The organism is Bacteroides pyogenes, assembly GCF_014196225.1.
In the GTDB taxonomy this organism is placed as follows: Bacteria; Bacteroidota; Bacteroidia; order Bacteroidales; family Bacteroidaceae; genus Bacteroides; species Bacteroides pyogenes_A.
The window spans coordinates 56,635-74,686 of record NZ_JACIDI010000004.1 but is presented as its reverse complement, the minus strand read 5'-3'; the positions used below and the strand labels follow the sequence as shown (position 1 = coordinate 74,686).

Below are 18,052 nucleotides of genomic sequence, written 5' to 3'. Positions count from 1 at the left end.
TTTCAAAGAAAAAGAACCATGACAATATTCAGAAAGAGTTTTGTCATGGCTCTATTAAATTTTAAAATCTATAAGAGGTTAGTTTAGTGCAAAATTACCTTGCTATTGTCCGTAGGATTCTGAGTCAGCGTGCCCGGATAAGAATTGATGGCATCCTGTGGTATATAATACACCACACGAAAATCCGTAGCCGGCACATCTTCAAACTGTTTTTGAGGTCCCGGATAACGACGCTGCAAAGCTTTTCCATTACGGAAGACGTCATAGCTGCGCTCTGCCTGAAACGCCAATTCCAACTGGCGCTCCTTATCAATCAACTCGCCGGCTTTATCAGCAGAAAGATCCGGATATTCTCCTCCTTCGATAGAACGTCCCCGAATTGTATTCAAATCAATCAACGCCTTTCCATATTCACCCATTTTGGCATACGCCTCGGCCCTGTTCAAAAATATTTCCCCCAATCGGCTGATGACCGGTGAATGTAAATGAGAATCTTCCCCTTCACGAGAACATTTGGTAATATAAAACTGAGGATATGCACGATTCAAAGTTATAAAATAATCTTGCGTTCCTACCAGATCGATAAACACAGGGGTGACATTGTTGCCTGCATTGTATTTTTTCACCTTGAAATAACCATCTTCTTCGGATACTAAATCAAGTTCATACTTCACATCTTTCACTTCCGTCTTGCCGTCAGCTCCTTTTTTAGCTACCAGTTTATCAGGGTCATCCTTACTTCTTTCATATTGAGTTACCGCTTTTTCTGTGGCATAGAACTTTCCGCCTTCTTCACTGAAATCAGCTTGTACATAGTTATATCCGATATTGTCGTTCAACGTAATGTTCACTTTCGCCGGAAGGGTAGGCTTGACAAACCTGAGTACTTTTCTCATCTTCCCATTTTCCGACTTATAATAAGTAGGTTCGATAAATGCAGCCCGCGCATCAACAATTTTATAGCTGTCGGGTCGCCAGTCATTGCGTCCGGTTTCATTAAGCAGGTCTATATATTTCGCACTGGCATACATCTCACCCCATCCCATGCCACCGATATTGGCATACATACCTCCAACGCCATAGTAATGGTCGTAGCCTGAAAATTCGGATGCAACACGTTTCACCACAAAAATAGACTCCTTATTATTCTCCGGCTTCAATTGATTGTATTTCATAAAATCCGTCCGCGACAACAACGTGTATTTATTCGACTTTATCACTTTCGTTGCATAATCTGCAGCCAACGCTGCATACTCCCGATTGGGCGACTCGTAAGTACCGCTCATATAAAGATAAATACGCGACAGCATTGCCCATGCAGCCTCTTTCGACGCATAAGCTACTCCCTTATCAATTGTCATCAGGCTTTCCGCCTTTTTCAAATCCTCGATAGCTTGAGCATAAGTTTTTTCCACTGTGGCTCTATCGGGCAGCAACATATCACCCAATACATTTTCGGGCGTTCCGTTTACAATGGGCACACCCAAGTTTTTATCCGGAGCCTGATAGTAAGGACGACCGTAAGCTCGGGCGAGGTAAAAGTACAGCATACCGCGCACATAGTAACATTCTCCAAGATTGTTGTCTATCTCGGCACCTTGTCCCTCTTTTATCATAGATATGATGTTAGACGCCTGGGCAATTGCCTTGTAGCCGTAGTCCCAGAAGTTCTGCAAACGATAATTCTTAGCCGTACGAGAGAATGAAATAAATTCATAAAACGCATCTGTAGAAGAACCGCGAATCATCATATTGTCACCGGCATATTCACCGCAACGATGCATCGGATCAGACCATGTTTTCAGTTGCGCATACATCCCATTCATCAGTGCGCCCAAAGATGATGAAGGGTCGCCTGTTATTTTACTTGCCGACATACTGTTACTCGGCAAACGCTCAATATCGCAGGCAACCAAAGACATTGCCGCCAATAATATCATTATTATCTTTTTCATATTCTCTTGCCAATTAGAAAGTTAGATTTAATCCAAACATATACTTACGCGTAGAGGGGTAAACAGAAGGAAGTGCAGTACCCATAACGCCCAACCTGCCTTCTGCATCTTTTCCAGCCGCCAATTCCGGATCTACGCCCGAATAGCCTGAAATGGTGAACAAGTTTTCACCTGTAAAGAAGAAACGGAGGTTCCGGATACCGTACTGCGGCAGCTTAAAGTTGTATCCCAACGTAAGAGAGCGCATCTTCAAAAAGTCATTGCTCTCCAAATAGCGTGAAGAAGGAGAGTTCCCTTTATCCTGATTATTATATTTAGCCACCGGATGCGTTGCCACATCACCCTCTTTCTGCCAACGGGTCCATCCTTTTTTCAGTTTCATCTGATTTCGGTCACTATAAGTACCATCCGCATCGTATTCCTGACGCGAATAGTTATATATCTGCCCTCCGAGGGAGTAGCCGAAAACCGCGTTCAGGTCAAAATTCCTCCATGTCAGCGAAGTTGAGAATCCGCCGAACAGATCGGGCGCAGAGGTGCCGCATTTGGTCTGTTTGGCTTCTGCATATTTGGAGGTTTTCTCACCGCTTCCATCGTTCTTATACCACATCGGCGCGCCATTGTCGGGATTGACTCCCGCCCATTCCACCAGATAGTAAGTATCTACCGGTTCTCCAACTTCCAAAACCCTCTGTGCCGTACCGGCAATAGAGGTACCATCATTGATAATAACCGGCTGTACCACATATTCTCCCGCAGTATTCAGCTGCCTGTACAAGTCTTTGAGTTTGTTTTTGTTGTATCCCATATTGATATCCATACTCCACACCCAATCTTTATTGCGGATGATATCTCCTCCGATAGCCAGTTCGATACCTTTATTCTCCATTTTTCCAATATTTCTCCAAATATTGGTAACCCCCGTTAATCCTGTGATAGGAACCTTATAAAGAATATTGTCGGTTTTTTTGATATAAAAATCAAGAGCAAGCCGCAGACGGTCAGCAAAGAAAGAAGCATCCACCCCAACACCGGTAGTAAAAGTTTTCTCCCAAGTAAGTCCGGGATTACCGATCTGCGAGATTAACGCACCCGGAACACCGTTATAGCTTGCTCCCACAGCATATAAATCATATTGAGGATATAAATCATAAGGACGATTCCCCACTGTTCCATATGACAAACGTAATTTCAGATTGTCAACCCAATCGGCTTTAAACCAACGCTCCCGATGGATATTCCAACCGGCACTTATGGAAAAGAAATTTCCATATTTCACATCGTCTCCAAAGTTAGAAGCGCCGTCACGACGGAAAGAGAACTGAGCCAAGTACCTGTTGTCGTAAGCATAATTAGCATTAAACAAATAAGACTGCACAGCCCATTCGGTTGTATATCCTTTGGCACGTTCAGGCTTAGCAGTCACCTGCAGTACCTCAAATCCGGGAACGAAGCCTGTACCATATACATCTACGAAATTTTGGAGATAATCGTTAAACTCATAAGCCAGTAATCCGTTGACAGAATGCTTCTCAAAAACTTTATTGAAACGGAGTATCTGGTTGGTATACCTCCGTGTCCAGTCTTGCCTCCACTCTGTAATACGTCCGCCTACATTTTGAGCGTTGCTCGAACGGGGATCTGAGTAGCCATGAGTCGAAAGATTCGTATATCTGTAATTATTGACCGAAGAAAAAGTAAGCCAATCTGTAATTTTTACATCAAAATCCAAGTTACCGGAAAACTCATATTGCCTAGATTCCGAATGATTCCATTGCAAATCATACAAATAGTTGGTCTGCTGGCTATTTACCCAACCGCTATAACGATGAGGAACAAGGTTCCCTTTTTCATCATAAGGGCTATCCCAAGGCAACATGGAATACATGGCCGTCACCGAATACTGCCGATCATCAATGTCACGGCGGGCACCATTGATTGAAGGCTTAACCGTGATTCGTTCATGAGGTTTATAAGTGGTCTTGAAACGGAAATTGTAACGTGAATAGTTATATCCTTTCACTGCACCATCCTCATCATAATATCCTAACGAAAGATAAGAGCGTAGCTTTTCTCCTCCGCCTTGCATAGAAACATTGTAATCCTGAACATATCCGCTTTGAGTAGCCAAGTTCCACCAATCAAAGTTGCTGTTTCTCAAATCCGGATTCCAGCGGGAAAACGAGATTTCATTTGCATTCTGATAAGAAGCATAATAATCGTATAGCTCTGCTCCATTCATCATCTTCAGGTTTCCATTGTCCAGCCTGCTAAATCCCATCTTTGCCGATGCATTAATTGTCATTTTCTCCGCGCGCGGATTCTTTGTAGTAACAACGATGACTCCGTTAGCTCCTTGCGAACCATATATAGCTGTAGAAGCTGCGTCTTTCAAAATAGTCATGCTCTCGATATCCGCAGGATTCAACTGGCCGGCACTGTTTCCTACAATCACACCATCTATCACCCATAACGGATCGGTAATACCATTCAATGTAGTTTTACCACGAATCACAACGGCTCCGCTGGAACCGGGCTGTCCCGAACCCGGAGCAACATATACACCGGGAGCCTTGCTGTTTAAAAGATTCTCAACCGACGGACTGGTCACATTCTGAAGTTTGTCACTTTTGATGCTTTGCATAGCACCTGTGAGACTCTCCTTGCGTTGCGTTCCATATCCCACAACCACAACTTCGTCAAGCGTTTTGGTATCTTCCTCGAGCGTGATATTCAATTGTCGACCGCTAACAGCAGATACCTCCTGTGTCTTATATCCAATGAAGGAGACGATCAGTACGGAGTTGCGCGGCGCATCCAACGAGAATTTACCATCCAGATCGGTAATGGTTCCCGCTGTACCACCTTTCACTGCCACCGAAGCACCGATGATCGGGTCGCCGTTGCGGTCGAGCACCACGCCTTTCACCGGTTCCGCCTGAGCCGTTTGCTGTATGCTGCGGCTCTCATCGGCTGATTTGCGCTTGGTAAGCACGATGTGCGTACCTTCCAACACATAGTGCACGTCATCTTTCTTAAATATTTCAGAGAGAACGCTCGATACGCTCTTGCGGTCTGCATTGAGGGATACCGGACGTTTCACGTCCACGTCGTTGGAGTAAATAAACAAATAGTTGGTTTGATTTTCAATCTCGTTCAGGACTTCCAGCAAAGTGGCGTTGCTCTTTTTGATGGTGACCTTCGACGACTGCGAATGTGCAGTGCTGGCAAAAGAGCAGAATGTGCAGAAGAATAGCAAGAATGTTGTGATTCTCATAATTCTATAAAATAGGTTAACATGAGGCTTTTTCAACTCGACAGCCTCATTTAATGGGTTATTTTTCATATTTTACGATTAGATTGTAGATAAATATTTTTCATTCAGGAGCGAAAAGCGTTTTCTTCTCAAGATTTGGCAGATATCGGCAGTATCTTCCATTTTTGTTTGGATGGTGTGATTTACATAGGCGCTACTGATTTTTAATGGTTCAACAAATTATTCTATATAGATTATATTCGACTCTTCCGATAGATTTTTCTATCTCAACATACGATACTCCTCCGGCTAATTTGCTCTTACTATAGATAACCGAAGTTAAATTTTAAAGCTTTGTGGACAACATACGCCACAACGCACATCAAATTATACCATCAAGAAAATCTAGTCTTATTAATAATAACACATATAAAAAGGAGAGACCTAGTCAACGAATGTTAAAACAGACAGTGTCCCTTCCGGATATTTCAGATATCTCAAAGAAATTCCAACAAAATAAACAACCGATCAATTATAGCTATCCCCTTATTTAGGCTCTACTTAAAACAAGAAAGCTAAATAAGGGGATAATCTACTAAGAAACTCGTATCTGAAGAATACTTAAATCAGAGGAGTCATTGTTGTAAAAAACACATAAACAAGATTGTTACCAATTAGGATTTTGCTTCAGTACACCTTCGTAAAGCGTGAGCTGATCAGTCGGGATAGGACTTAACCAGCGTTTGTCATTCTCGCTCCACTTTCTACCGGCATCATTTAACTCTTTGCCGGTGTATTGATGTAAATATGTTTTTCCTTCATATTCTACCAATGGGCGTCCTGTCTCTCCACCAAAAGTTACATTACTCCCATATTGAGCTTTCACTTTATCAGTTACTCGTATACCCAACATCGTTTTGGGATTCTCAAGTAACTTCATCGCATTCCAGCGACGCAAATCATCCCAGCGATGTCCTTCAGCTACCAACTCGATACGACGCTCACGACGAATTTCATACAACAAAGGTTCCACTTCATATCCGTAATTCAGCGGCTTTTTATCAGCCTCTGGGGCGGTTGTGAGATGAGGCATCCCCACACGGTCACGAAGCAAATTGATGGTTTTGTTCAGTACGTCTTGTGTGCATTGCCCCAACTCGTATTTTGCTTCGGCATTTATTAGCAACGTTTCCGCATAACGGTAAACAAACCAGTCATAAGTCGTTTTGTTAGCTTCCCACTGTATTTGCAAAGGAGAGCGGAATTTCACACACGGATAGCCTGTTACAGCATTTGACGGAGCACAATCAGGATATGGATTCGTCTGTTTTTCCCCGTTAATAATTAGGTAAGGTTTGTTTTTATTATCTACAATCTGATACATACGTGGATCACGATTAACAAACTCATCTTCCAGACTTTCATCACCTTTATAAAGAGAAGTATTGGCAATAGGTTTTCCATCTTTACATAAAAAAGATTCTATAAAATCCTTGCTCAGCCCAGTTCCGCTACTACCAGCCCGCCTTCCGGTCTGGTGTGTAAGCAAGTCTTGCACGTAATAGCGTGCAAAAATAGCTTCCTTATTACTACTTAGATCTTCCTGAACAAACTGATTAGAATAGTGAAGCGGATAACCTTCGAATGGCAACTGACCACACCCGGCATCACTTCCTTTCACAATAGCATATCTACCGCTTTTTATCAATTCGTCAGTCTGCAGAATAGCCTCCTTCAGCAATTCCTCAGACGTAGGCTTTCCTGTCTCCTTGTGATATTTCTTATAAGTTCCATAGTAGAGACAAATACGCGCCAATTGAGCACGAGCTGCATCTTTATGCAGCCTCCCTTTTTCTTGCATGCCCGCTTCAGGAAGCCATTGGATGGCGAATCTCATATCATCAATCACTTTCAGCAAAATCTCATCTCTCGGTTCTCTCGGCTTGTAAAGTTCTTCCTTGTCATTATCCGTTAAGTCACTTTCGTACCAAGGCACATCACCGAAACTCTTTATCTTACCATAGTAGTCGAGAGCACGGAAAAAACGTATTTCCGCCACATAAGGATTAATGCTTTCAGGAGTACCTTGCACAGTATGGTAACGTTTCATGAAAAAGTTACAAGCACGAATATTTTCCCAATCCCATCCGCCACCTGATGCAGGTACGGTGCTTTCATTAAAAAGTATGGGGGCATAATTTGTTGTCACACAATTGTCACTCACATCGTCTTTATTTACGCTCGGAGCGTCAAGATTGTTATAAAAACCGTTGGCATAAAGCTTTAGATCATTAACTGTCGTCCAATAACTTTTATCGGTTAAAGTATCAAGTGGTGCGATGTCCAATACATCGCAAGCAGCAACTGCACAAGTTATACTTGCAACAGCTAATATGTATTTCACTTTCATAGGCGTATAATATTTAAAGTTATAAAGTTAAATTCAACCCAACCGAGACTTTCTTTTGAATGGGATAAGTCAAATTATTAATTTCTTCGGGATCAAAAGCTTTTATCATAGGAGTGAAAGTAAGAAGATTCTCTCCCTGCAAGTAGATTCTCAACCGTCCGATTCCTGCTTTCTGTGTGAATATTTTAGGTAAAGTATAACCTAATGTAATATTCTTCAAACGCACATAAGAAGCGTTTTGCAAATAACGGTCGGATGTTTTGCGATTACCACTTTGAACCCAGCTGGGGCGAGGGAAATAAGCTCCCTTATTATCGGGTGTCCAATAGTCAAGCGCTGTTTTCAACGGAGTATCCCATTGCGAACTAAATCCCCAGAAAGCGCCTCCACCCGGCATATAATCGCGTTTACCGACACCTTGCCAGAACATTTCAAAATCAATACCCTTCCATTCCATACCGGCAGTAATACCATAACTAAAGCGTGGAGTATCATTTCCTATTATATCCAAATCACCATGATCGTCAAGAGTATTTTTCCCCCAGTCTATTTTATCATCATTATTTAAGTTTTTATACTTCACATCTCCCGAAGCCCATTTTCCACCATAGAGTCTTGACTGGTCAACATGATCTTTCACTTCTTGGTCACTTTGGAATAATCCTTCCACACGATATCCCCATATTTCTCCTATTTTACGTCCTACATAGTAGTTATCAATCAATCCTACTTCATTAGCAAAACGAGTAATTTCACTTTGGTAATCGGAAAGCACACCTTTCACCCAATAAGAAATACCATTGGAAAGGCGGTCTCGCCAATTAAGACTGATTTCCCATCCACAAGTTTTCAAGTCCGCAGCATTTGAAACGGGAACTCTCGTTCCCAAGACAGCAGGCAGTGTTTTACCTGCAGTAAGCATATCTTTCGTATTACGACGATACCAGTCAAATGTAGCATTCAGGCGATTGTCAAACATAGAAAGATCGAAACCAAAATCGAGCTGATTCACAGTTTCCCATGTAAAAGAAGCGCTAACCAGTCCCGAAGGAGTGACAGCTACAGGTTTCTGATTATTAAACAAATAATTGTACGACTGATTTACACCATAAGCAGGAAGATAAGGGAAGTTTCCATATTTGTCTTCAATAGCCTGATTTCCTAATGATCCCCATGATGCACGTAGTTTGAAGTCATCTATCCATTTCTTCGCAGAGGTAAAAAACTTTTCCTCTGATATGCGCCAAGCAGCAGAGAAAGATGGGAAAAACGCATAACGCTCTCCTTTTTTAAAACGAGAAGAACCGTCGTATCGACCATTCATCTCTACAAGATAACGCTGCTTGTAATTATAGTTGATACGAGCAAAAAAGCCATTGATAGCCCAATGGGTTTCACTACCATTAAGGTTCTTATCACCCGAAGCCAAATTCAACGCAGGGTTATTCACATCTATGAGGTTTTGACGTCCGGCCCAAAAATGTTTCTTACGTTTCTTTTCTTGGTTGTATCCGGCCATAATCTTGAAATTATGGGTATCGTTAAACGATTTCGTATATTCGGCAAAAACATTTAATGCTTGATAATAATCTTCATTATTGCCAAGTACAACGCTGCTTGTGGCAGTCCACGGATAGTACTGCTCTGTACCGGCTACAGCCGTGTAATCATAGAAAGGCTGTACATGTTCTTTCGTACCTTTACCATAAAAATTAAAAGTGTAATCGGCATTGATCACTAACCCTTTCAACGGAGTAAGGCGTACAGCTCCTGTCATCCATAAATCGTTTTGCTTATATTCAGCTTTTCCACCTTGCTCTTGTATAGCTACGGGATTGGTATAACTTCCCTGCCCGGCATAGTAATGAATGCCATCGTCCTTATAAACTTTGCCTCCGGAGGTGTGTATGTCGTCTTGATTCATCGCAGGGGCTCCGGCTTCGTTGTACAAGCGGCCTGTATGGCTGTGTTTTACGGGCATGAAAGGACTGAGGTCATTCTTCATCATGCCACTGTATGCCGACAAACCGGACCATGCGGTAGGATTCATCTTACTGTTACCGCCTGAAGGGTGCTTCTCTACCGTATGTGTATGAGAAATTTTACCCGACACATTAAGCCATGGGGTCACGTCGGTAGACAAGTTAAGATTTACATTGTATTTATCGTAATGGTCATCACCAGCTTTCAATACACCATTCACATTATTCATACCTACCGAAGCATAGTAGATGGTCTTATCCGTTCCCCCCGTAAGACTTACATTATACATCTGCGAGAAAGAAGTTCGGTACAGTTCTTTAAACCAATCAGTATTTCCGCAATACTGCCATTTGTTTTTATCGGTTTTCTCATCATAAAATTCCGTATAAGGATATCTTCCTTCGTAGTAATCAGTTACATATTTACGGAAAAGATCAGAGAACATACTTCCGCTTCCACCGCCGTTTTTAAAGGCTATATCTTTCATTGTCATAAACTCTATGGAGTTCACATTAGTCACACGAACAGCAGGTGTTTGCCAATATCCGTTGATGGACAGATTGATTTGTGGCTTAGCATTTTTCTTACCATTCTTCGTGGTTATCAATATAACACCATAAGCGGCACGTGCTCCGTATATAGCTGCCGAAGCTGCATCCTTCAGTACAGATATAGATTCTACGTCATCAGGATTTACCAAGTTGGGATCCATTTGTACATTATTCACCAATACTAAAGGGCTGCCCCCATTTAAAGAAGTGGTTCCGCGTACATTAAACGATGCACCTTTACCCGGAGCGCCACCATTCATTGTCACATTCAAATTGGGGACAACTCCCTGCAAACCTTGACCAATGTTAGTTATCGGACGGTTTTCCAAGACTTTTCCACCAACGGAAGTTACTGCTCCCGTCAAGTTTGCTTTCTTCTGAGTTCCATATCCCACAACCACAACTTCGTCCAGCGTTTTGGTATCTTCCTCGAGCGTGATATTCAATTGTCGACCGCTAACAGCAGATACCTCCTGTGTCTTATATCCAATGAAGGAGACGATCAGTACGGAGTTGCGCGGCGCTTCCAACGAGAATTTACCATCCAAATCGGTAATGGTGCCTCCTGTACCGCCTTTCACTGCCACCGAAGCGCCGATGATCGGGTCGCCGTTGCGGTCGAGCACCACGCCTTCCACCGGTTCCGCCTGAGCCGTTTGCTGTATGCTGCGGCTCTCATCGGCTGATTTGCGCTTGGTAAGCACGATGTGCGTACCTTCCAACACATAGTGCACGTCATCTTTCTTAAAGATTTCAGAGAGAACGCTCGATACGCTCTTTCGGTCTGCATTGAGGGATACCGGACGTTTCACGTCCACGTCGTTGGAGTAAACAAACAAATAGTTGGTTTGATTTTCAATCTCGTTCAGGACTTCCAGCAAAGTGGCGTTGCTCTTTTTGATGGTGACCTTCGACGACTGCGAATGTGCAGTGCCGGCAAAAGAACAGAACGAGCAGAAAAACAGCAAGAATGTTGTGATTCTCATAATTCTATAAAATAGGTTAACATGAGGCTTTTTCAAATCGACAGCCTCATTTAATGGTTTATTTTTCATATTTTTACGATTAGATTGTAGATAAATGCTTTTCATGCAGGAGCGAAAAGCGTTTTCTTCTCAAGATTTGGCAGATATTGGCAGTATCTGCCATTTTGGTTTGTGTAGTGTTTTTTACATAGGCGCTGCGTGTTTTTTTAAAAGGTTCAACAAATTATTCTATATAGATTATATTCGACTCTTCCGACCTCCGGAACGAGAAAGGGATATCGCGCTGCAATACCCTTAATGCGTAATCCACTCCGTCTACCAGCCTGAACTTGCCGCTGATGACCGGGTTGCGCTTCACATGCTTGCTGAAAACAAAACGTACGTCGTAATATACTTCAAACTGCTTCAACACTTCGGAAAAAGGAATATCCTTGAAACAGTAGAGCCCGTCTTTCCAACGGTAAACATCCATGTCCGTTATCTTTTCACGAACCAATCTTCCATCGGCCAGCATGACGGCTTTATGGTTGGGATGTAGCATAAGCTCGGCGGTGGGCGTGGATACTTTGACGCTTCCCTCTACCAGAGACGTTTCAAAACGGTTCGTCCGATTGTAGGCATCGACATAGAATTTGGTGCCCAGCACCTCCACGTTTCCTTTGCCGGTATGTACCACAAAAGGCTTCTTGGCATTACGACTGACTTCGAAATAGGCTTCTCCGTCGATATGCACCATACGCTTGCCGGAGGCTCTGAAGCTTTGCGGGTATTCCATCCGGGTCATGGCGTTGAGCCATACGCGAGTGCCGTCTGCCAGCGTCAGGCTCACCCGCTGCCCTTGCGGAACGGAAACCGTGTTCATCATCTCCTCTTTTTCCATCGACTGTTCCAGAAGGTAATAGGCTGTTGTTACCGCCAGCAGGAAGACAGCCGCAATGCCCGAAGCGGCGACGGCTATTCTGCGCCAAGGGAAATGGCGGCGGACACGGTTTCTTGAAACCGATTCGGCATCTCCCCTGAGAATGAGGGCGTCGAACAGCTTCCGCTCGCGAAAGAGTTCGCGGCGGTGCTCGTCCGACTCTTCCAACCAAAGCCGGATTTTCTTCTCTTCATCCGGCGTCGTGCGCTGGGAGAAGAAGCGATACAACAGTTCTTTATCTAAATGCATTTGTGTCATTAAAATAAAAAAGGAATCTCCTTTTGTATGTAATAACACACAAACAATGGCATCCCCTAGTTAATAAATGCAAAAAGAGGAGAAAAAACAACGGGTATACATCTTCCGGCCGATAGACATATATAGTCAGCCCGGTGTATATATATGCCCACCACGGTAGGCATATATACTCACCACGGTAGGCATATATGCTCAGCAGGGTGGATATATATGGTTAATCCGCAAGCCACCTATGGGTAGATTTTCAGCAGCCAAAGCAGTATGGGCAGGAAGTCTTTCAGGGCATGCTTCAGGGCGGAAGTGGCTTTGGAGATGTGGTATTCCACCCCTTTGACGGACATGTTCATCTCCGCCGCTATCTCCCGGTGGCTCTTTTCTTCGAAACGGCTCATGACAAATATCCGCCGGGTTGTTTCGGAGAGTCTCTCCAACGTTTCATTCACCAATTGTTGTATTTCATCGGAGAACAGTTCTTCCGGATCGCATGCTTCCAGAGTAGCGAGTTGCAGCGAAAGCTTCCATGAGGCATGCTCCATCAGTTGCTCGGAAACCTGCTGGCGGTGTTGTTTATCCCGCAGGTAGTTGAGGCATTTATTCTTTATGGCGGTAAAGATGTAGGCGGAAGAATTGAGTCCGAGCTCCAACCGGAAGCGGTTTTCCCAATAATACATCATCGCCTCCATCACGATATCTTCGGCTGCCATGCGGTCGTCGACATACGTCGAGGCAAAGCGGACAAAGCGCGCATGGTTTTCCGTAAAAAGCCGGTTGAAGGAGATAATATCGGTTGGGTTCTCAGGCGAGTTCATACATCCGTTTCTTTATAAAAAGCAAAGATAGGACTAATTGTTCAGAAATTCAAACGAAAAAACATCTCATTATCTGCGCCGAATCATCTGCCTTGCCTGATTGATAAGAAAAAAAGAAGGCGCCTTTTGCAAGACGCCTTCCGTAGTATACTGTATCCAATATGCAAATTAGAGTTTCGGACCGGCAGCAACCAAAGCCTTACCGGCTTCGTTGCCCGTAAACTTGGCAAAGTTCTTGATGAAACGTCCTGCCAGGTCTTTGGCTTTTTCGTCCCATTGAGCAGCATCCGCATATGTGTCGCGAGGATCGAGGATCTTCGGATCAACACCCGGAAGTTCTGTCGGAACAACGAAGTCGAAGTAAGGCATAACCTTCGTCGGAGCTTTGTCGATAGAACCGTCGAGGATAGCGTCGATGATACCGCGAGTATCTTTAATGGAGATACGTTTGCCCGTACCGTTCCAACCGGTATTCACCAAGTATGCTTTCGCACCGGTCTTCTTCATCTTCTTCACCAATTCCTCACCGTACTTAGTGGGGTGCAATGACAAGAAAGCAGCGCCGAAGCAAGCGGAGAATGTGGGAGTAGGCTCGGTGATACCGCGTTCTGTACCCGCCAGCTTAGCAGTAAATCCTGAAAGGAAGTAATACTGAGTTTGTTCGGGGTTCAGGATAGATACCGGAGGCAATACGCCGAATGCGTCGGCCGACAGGAAGATCACCTGTTTTGCGTGAGGACCTTTAGACACCGGCTTAACGATATTCTCGATATGATAAATAGGATAAGAAACGCGAGTGTTTTCTGTCACCGACTTATCGGCAAAGTTGATTTTGCCTTCAGCATTTACGGTACAGTTCTCCAACAGAGCGTCGCGCTTGATGGCGTTCCAGATATCGGGTTCGCTTTCTTTATCCAGATTGATAACCTTAGCGTAGCAGCCGCCTTCGAAGTTGAAGATACCTTCATCGTCCCATCCATGTTCGTCGTCACCGATCAGCAGACGTTTCGGGTCGGTAGACAAGGTAGTTTTTCCTGTACCTGACAGACCGAAGAAAATGGCAGAGCTTTTACCTTCTTTGTCGGTATTTGCGGAACAGTGCATAGAAGCTATGCCTTCCAAAGGCAACAGGTAGTTCATGTAAGAGAACATTCCTTTCTTCATCTCACCGCCGTACCAAGTATTCAGGATTACCTGAATCTTCTCGGTCAGGTTGAACACAACGGCTGTTTCCGAATTCAAACCCAGTTCTTTGTAGTTCTCAACTTTAGCTTTAGAGGCGTTCATGATCACGAAGTCGGGTTCACCGAAGTTAGCCAGTTCCTCAGCTGTCGGACGGATAAACATATTCGTCACGAAGTGAGCCTGCCAAGCGACTTCCATGATAAAGCGCAGTTTCAAGCGAGTATTTTCGTTAGCTCCACAGAATGCGTCAACCACAAACAGTCTCTTGTTCGAAAGTTCTTTGGTTGCCAATTCTTTTACCGTTTTCCAGCATTTTGCGTCAACCGGCTTATTGTCGTTTTTGTATTCTTCTGAAGTCCACCATACTGTATTTTCGCTGGTTTCGTCTTTTACAAAGAATTTATCTTTAGGAGAGCGTCCGGTATAAACGCCTGTCATAACGTTTACAGCTCCCATGTTGGTTACCTGTCCTTTTTCAAAACCAACCAACCCCGACTTCGTTTCTTCAGCGTACAAAACGTCGTAAGACGGATTGTGCACAATCTCGGTCACACCTGTGATGCCGTACTTGCTTAAATCTAATTTTGCCATTTTCTTTGAATTAATTAAAAATTGGTATTTGTTTTTATTCTTCTTCTTTTTTATTCCGGACACAAAAATAGTACTTTCTTTTCAAAGCGAAAAAGAATTAGAGAAATTTTTCTCTAATTGTAACTCTTTTATCAAATCCTAACAATATATGCAACCTGAATATTGCAAATTAGCGAGATTATCACTTACTTTGCAATCCGGTACGAAGTCACTAAAGGCTGGCAAACGGCCTCTTCGGAAATAAAATACAAGAAAAAATATGAAAGTAATTGATTTTAGCCGGACAAATTCTATTCTAAACCAGTATGTTTCGGAAATCAGAAATGTAGAAGTACAAAACGACCGCCTGCGTTTTCGCCGCAACATCGAACGAATCGGAGAAATAATGGCTTACGAAATGAGTAAAGAATTTCAATACTCGGTAAAAAACATCCAGACTCCATTAGGAGTTGCTTCGGTAAGCACTCCCGACAACCAATTAGTTATCAGCACTATCCTCCGCGCCGGACTCCCTTTTCATCAAGGATTTCTCAGCTATTTCGATTATGCTGAAAACGCATTCGTTTCCGCTTACCGCAAATACAAGGATACGCTGAAGTTCGACATACACATCGAATATATCGCTTCTCCGCGTATCGACGAAAAGACATTGATCATTACAGACCCGATGCTCGCCACCGGCGGAAGCATGGAACTCAGCTATCAGGCCATGCTGACGAAGGGGAAACCCTGTGAAATTCACATTGCTTCCATCATTGCCAGCCAGCAGGCTATCGACCATATTTGCAATGTGTTTCCCGAGGATAAAACAACCATCTGGTGTGCCGCCATCGACCCCGAAATCAACGACCACTCTTACATCGTTCCGGGACTGGGAGACGCGGGCGACCTCGCATACGGGGAGAAGGAGTAAAAATATGTCTATAATAGGGAATGCAAAGAATAACACACGATAGTCAATGCTAATTTATTATTAATGGATCTCTTATAAAAAACGGCAAAAGAAAACAAGGAAACATTTTTAGTGTATATAAAGAGTTTGGGAAAAATAAAAGTAGTATCTTTGTAAAGCCAATATCCCAACTTGCTAAAGTCGCCTCTGCTACAGAGGATTGTATGTAGCAGAGGCGACTTTACGAAAAAATAAGCTACACCCCAAGCAACAAGACTTTTCTGAGAAAGAATAAAATCAATACTGTATTCTATGGTATTAAGGTATTTTATTTAATCATGTATGATAAAGAGTTTACAGAGTATAGCAGACAACAGTGGGAATCGTTCCAAAAGGGAGACGACAGAGCTTTTGCTTGGCTATATTCAAAGTATATACAACATCTTTATCAATATGGACGCCGCTTTACTTCTGATACAGAAATGATAAAAGACTGCCTACAAGATGTCTTTGTAAACGTTTATAAGCAGAGAAAAAAAACAAGACTGACCCCACCTCCGTCTAACATTCGAATCTACTTAATGTCCGCATTGCGAAATTCCATATTCAACAGTTTTAATAAACGAAATTTATACGATACATACATTGCTAATATAAGTTACGAATTCGACTTATCTATCGAAGACAAATTGATTGAAACAGAAAATGAAGTACTACAAAAACACACCATTGCCCATTTATTAAACGCTTTATCGCCAAGACAGCGTGAAATTATTTATTACCGTTTCTTTGAGGGCCTGGAGTACAACGAAATTTGCGAATTGATGAACTTGGAATATCAATCTGCCTACAATCTTCTTCAGCGTGCTTTAGCCAAGCTCCGTGATTTATATGGGAGTACATTTCCTCTTCTCTTTTTATTCCAGTATATTATTTTGGAGAGAAATTAGATCATTCTTTTAATTTTTCTTTTATCACCGAGTAGATTCTTTTCTCTTGCTTGTCTTTAATAATATAAAGAAAGGACGAATGATGGAAAAGAAGTACATACATAGTGTTGCTCACAAACTGTTGAATGATGATTTTTTCTTAGAATCAATAAAGCACCCAACCAAAGAATCTGAACTTTTTTGGGAAAAGCTAAAGAAAAAAGACAAACACTTTTCCCGTGAATTCCAGATAGCCCGCACCTTTATAGAAACCGTAGCAAAAAGTCGCCCAGAAAGCTTAACAGATGATGAGGCCGGAAAGCTTTGGAAGCGAATCGAAGTTCAAATAGCAGCAGAACAAAAAAAACAAAGAATCAAAAAGCGCTTTACATATGCGGCAAGTATTGCGGCATGCATTAGTGTGTTGATATTAGGAAAATATTTATTCTCACCATCGCAACCTTTATTACACAAAGACATTTTTTCTGCGACTTCAGACAGTATCTCCTATTTCAATATTAACAATGATGTACAATTAATACTCTCGAAAGGAGAGAAAATGAGCATTGCAGGCAAAGAAAACAGCTTGCATTATGAAAAAGGAGGAAGCATATCCATCCAGTCTGACACAACGTATCACAAAGAAGGAGAAGAGGGATATAATCTTTTAATAGTTCCTGCCGGGAAACGTTCTTCCATCACTTTTTCAGACGGTACGCAGATGGCTGTAAATGCCAATACACGTGTAAAATATCCGGTCGATTTTCTAAAAGAGAAAAGAGAAATTTATGTAGATGGCGAAGTTTACCTGCAAGTATCACGCGATAAGAAAAAGCCTTTCACAGTAATAACCAATCAAATGAAGATAGCTGTTTTAGGAACGGAGTTTAACGTTTGCGCTTATGAGCAGAGAAAAGAAAACTCTGTGATTCTTGTTTCGGGTAAAGTAGAAGTGAAAGTCCATAAAAGCTCCAAGTACGTTCTTTCTCCCAATGAAATGCTAATTTATAACGAGAAACAGGAGAATCCTATACAAATAAATACCGTCGATGCAGCAAAATTCATAAGTTGGGTAAAAGGTTATTATTATTTCGAACTGGAAAAAGTAAAAGTGATAACTGAGAGACTTTCTCGATATTATGGACAGCGTATAACAGCGGAACCCGAATTGGGCGATTTCACATGCAGTGGAAAACTGGACTTACGTGAAGATTTGAAAGATGTATTAGAGACATTGAGCAGAACAATACCTGCGAGAATAGAATATAAAGAAGACCATATATTATTAATGACCTATTAAAAATCAATACTATGAACAGAGGACCCTG

The 18,052-nt window shown here is 42.6% G+C and carries 10 protein-coding genes; 3 read left to right on the top strand and 7 right to left on the bottom strand.

The window, feature by feature from the left end; genetic code table 11:
• Nucleotides 1-83 precede the first annotated feature (83 nt).
• The 7 genes from GGR07_RS03730 to pckA all read right to left on the bottom strand — a co-directional run bounded on the left by GGR07_RS03730 (nucleotide 84) and on the right by pckA (nucleotide 14,903).
• Nucleotides 84-1,955: a RagB/SusD family nutrient uptake outer membrane protein gene (locus tag GGR07_RS03730; RefSeq protein WP_034542724.1), complete on the bottom strand. Its 1,872-nt coding sequence runs from the start codon at nucleotides 1,953-1,955 to the stop codon at nucleotides 84-86.
• A gap of 13 nt (nucleotides 1,956-1,968) precedes the next feature.
• Complete coding sequence (locus GGR07_RS03725) at nucleotides 1,969-5,232, bottom strand: TonB-dependent receptor (protein WP_081724010.1); 3,264 nt, start codon at nucleotides 5,230-5,232, stop codon at nucleotides 1,969-1,971.
• Nucleotides 5,233-5,878: 646 nt separating this feature from the next.
• Entirely contained in the window at nucleotides 5,879-7,621 is a 1,743-nt protein-coding gene (locus GGR07_RS03720; protein WP_021646556.1) for a RagB/SusD family nutrient uptake outer membrane protein, read from the bottom strand.
• Nucleotides 7,622-7,640: 19 nt separating this feature from the next.
• Complete coding sequence (locus GGR07_RS03715) at nucleotides 7,641-11,141, bottom strand: TonB-dependent receptor (RefSeq protein WP_081724009.1); 3,501 nt, start codon at nucleotides 11,139-11,141, stop codon at nucleotides 7,641-7,643.
• 223 nt (nucleotides 11,142-11,364) lie between these two features.
• Nucleotides 11,365-12,318: a FecR family protein gene (locus GGR07_RS03710; RefSeq protein ID WP_260168081.1), complete on the bottom strand. Its 954-nt coding sequence runs from the start codon at nucleotides 12,316-12,318 to the stop codon at nucleotides 11,365-11,367.
• A 230-nt stretch (nucleotides 12,319-12,548) separates the two neighbouring features.
• Nucleotides 12,549-13,127 (bottom strand): RNA polymerase sigma-70 factor, encoded by a 579-nt coding sequence (locus tag GGR07_RS03705; RefSeq protein ID WP_122056464.1) that lies wholly within the window; start codon nucleotides 13,125-13,127, stop codon nucleotides 12,549-12,551.
• 168 nt (nucleotides 13,128-13,295) lie between these two features.
• Nucleotides 13,296-14,903 carry a phosphoenolpyruvate carboxykinase (ATP) gene (gene pckA / locus GGR07_RS03700; RefSeq protein ID WP_034542773.1) on the bottom strand — a complete coding sequence of 536 codons (1,608 nt, stop codon included), beginning with the start codon at nucleotides 14,901-14,903 and terminating at the stop codon, nucleotides 13,296-13,298.
• 259 nt (nucleotides 14,904-15,162) lie between these two features.
• On the opposite strand from pckA, the gene upp reads away from it, so the two are divergent.
• From upp to GGR07_RS03685, 3 genes are all read left to right on the top strand, one after another.
• A complete protein-coding gene (gene upp, locus GGR07_RS03695; protein WP_021645964.1) occupies nucleotides 15,163-15,816 on the top strand; it encodes a uracil phosphoribosyltransferase in 654 nt (217 codons plus the stop codon).
• 317 nt (nucleotides 15,817-16,133) lie between these two features.
• The gene (locus GGR07_RS03690) at nucleotides 16,134-16,745 is read left to right on the top strand and encodes an RNA polymerase sigma factor (RefSeq protein WP_034542720.1); all 612 of its coding nucleotides are present in this window, start codon (nucleotides 16,134-16,136) and stop codon (nucleotides 16,743-16,745) included.
• A 79-nt stretch (nucleotides 16,746-16,824) separates the two neighbouring features.
• A complete protein-coding gene (locus GGR07_RS03685) occupies nucleotides 16,825-18,024 on the top strand; it encodes a FecR family protein (RefSeq protein ID WP_256680547.1) in 1,200 nt (399 codons plus the stop codon).
• The last annotated feature ends 28 nt before the right edge of the window (nucleotides 18,025-18,052 follow it).

What these genes read in the sequence shown, in the direction of transcription:
- GGR07_RS03730 (WP_034542724.1), bottom strand. Translation starts at nt 1,955, where the DNA reads ATGAAAAAGATAATAATGATATTATTGGCGGCAATGTCTTTGGTTGCC.
- GGR07_RS03725 (WP_081724010.1), bottom strand. Translation starts at nt 5,232, where the DNA reads ATGAGAATCACAACATTCTTGCTATTCTTCTGCACATTCTGCTCTTTT.
- GGR07_RS03720 (WP_021646556.1), bottom strand. Translation starts at nt 7,621, where the DNA reads ATGAAAGTGAAATACATATTAGCTGTTGCAAGTATAACTTGTGCAGTT.
- GGR07_RS03715 (WP_081724009.1), bottom strand. Translation starts at nt 11,141, where the DNA reads ATGAGAATCACAACATTCTTGCTGTTTTTCTGCTCGTTCTGTTCTTTT.
- GGR07_RS03710 (WP_260168081.1), bottom strand. Translation starts at nt 12,318, where the DNA reads ATGACACAAATGCATTTAGATAAAGAACTGTTGTATCGCTTCTTCTCC.
- GGR07_RS03705 (WP_122056464.1), bottom strand. Translation starts at nt 13,127, where the DNA reads ATGAACTCGCCTGAGAACCCAACCGATATTATCTCCTTCAACCGGCTT.
- pckA (WP_034542773.1), bottom strand. Translation starts at nt 14,903, where the DNA reads ATGGCAAAATTAGATTTAAGCAAGTACGGCATCACAGGTGTGACCGAG.
- upp (WP_021645964.1), top strand. Translation starts at nt 15,163, where the DNA reads ATGAAAGTAATTGATTTTAGCCGGACAAATTCTATTCTAAACCAGTAT.
- GGR07_RS03690 (WP_034542720.1), top strand. Translation starts at nt 16,134, where the DNA reads ATGTATGATAAAGAGTTTACAGAGTATAGCAGACAACAGTGGGAATCG.
- GGR07_RS03685 (WP_256680547.1), top strand. Translation starts at nt 16,825, where the DNA reads ATGATGGAAAAGAAGTACATACATAGTGTTGCTCACAAACTGTTGAAT.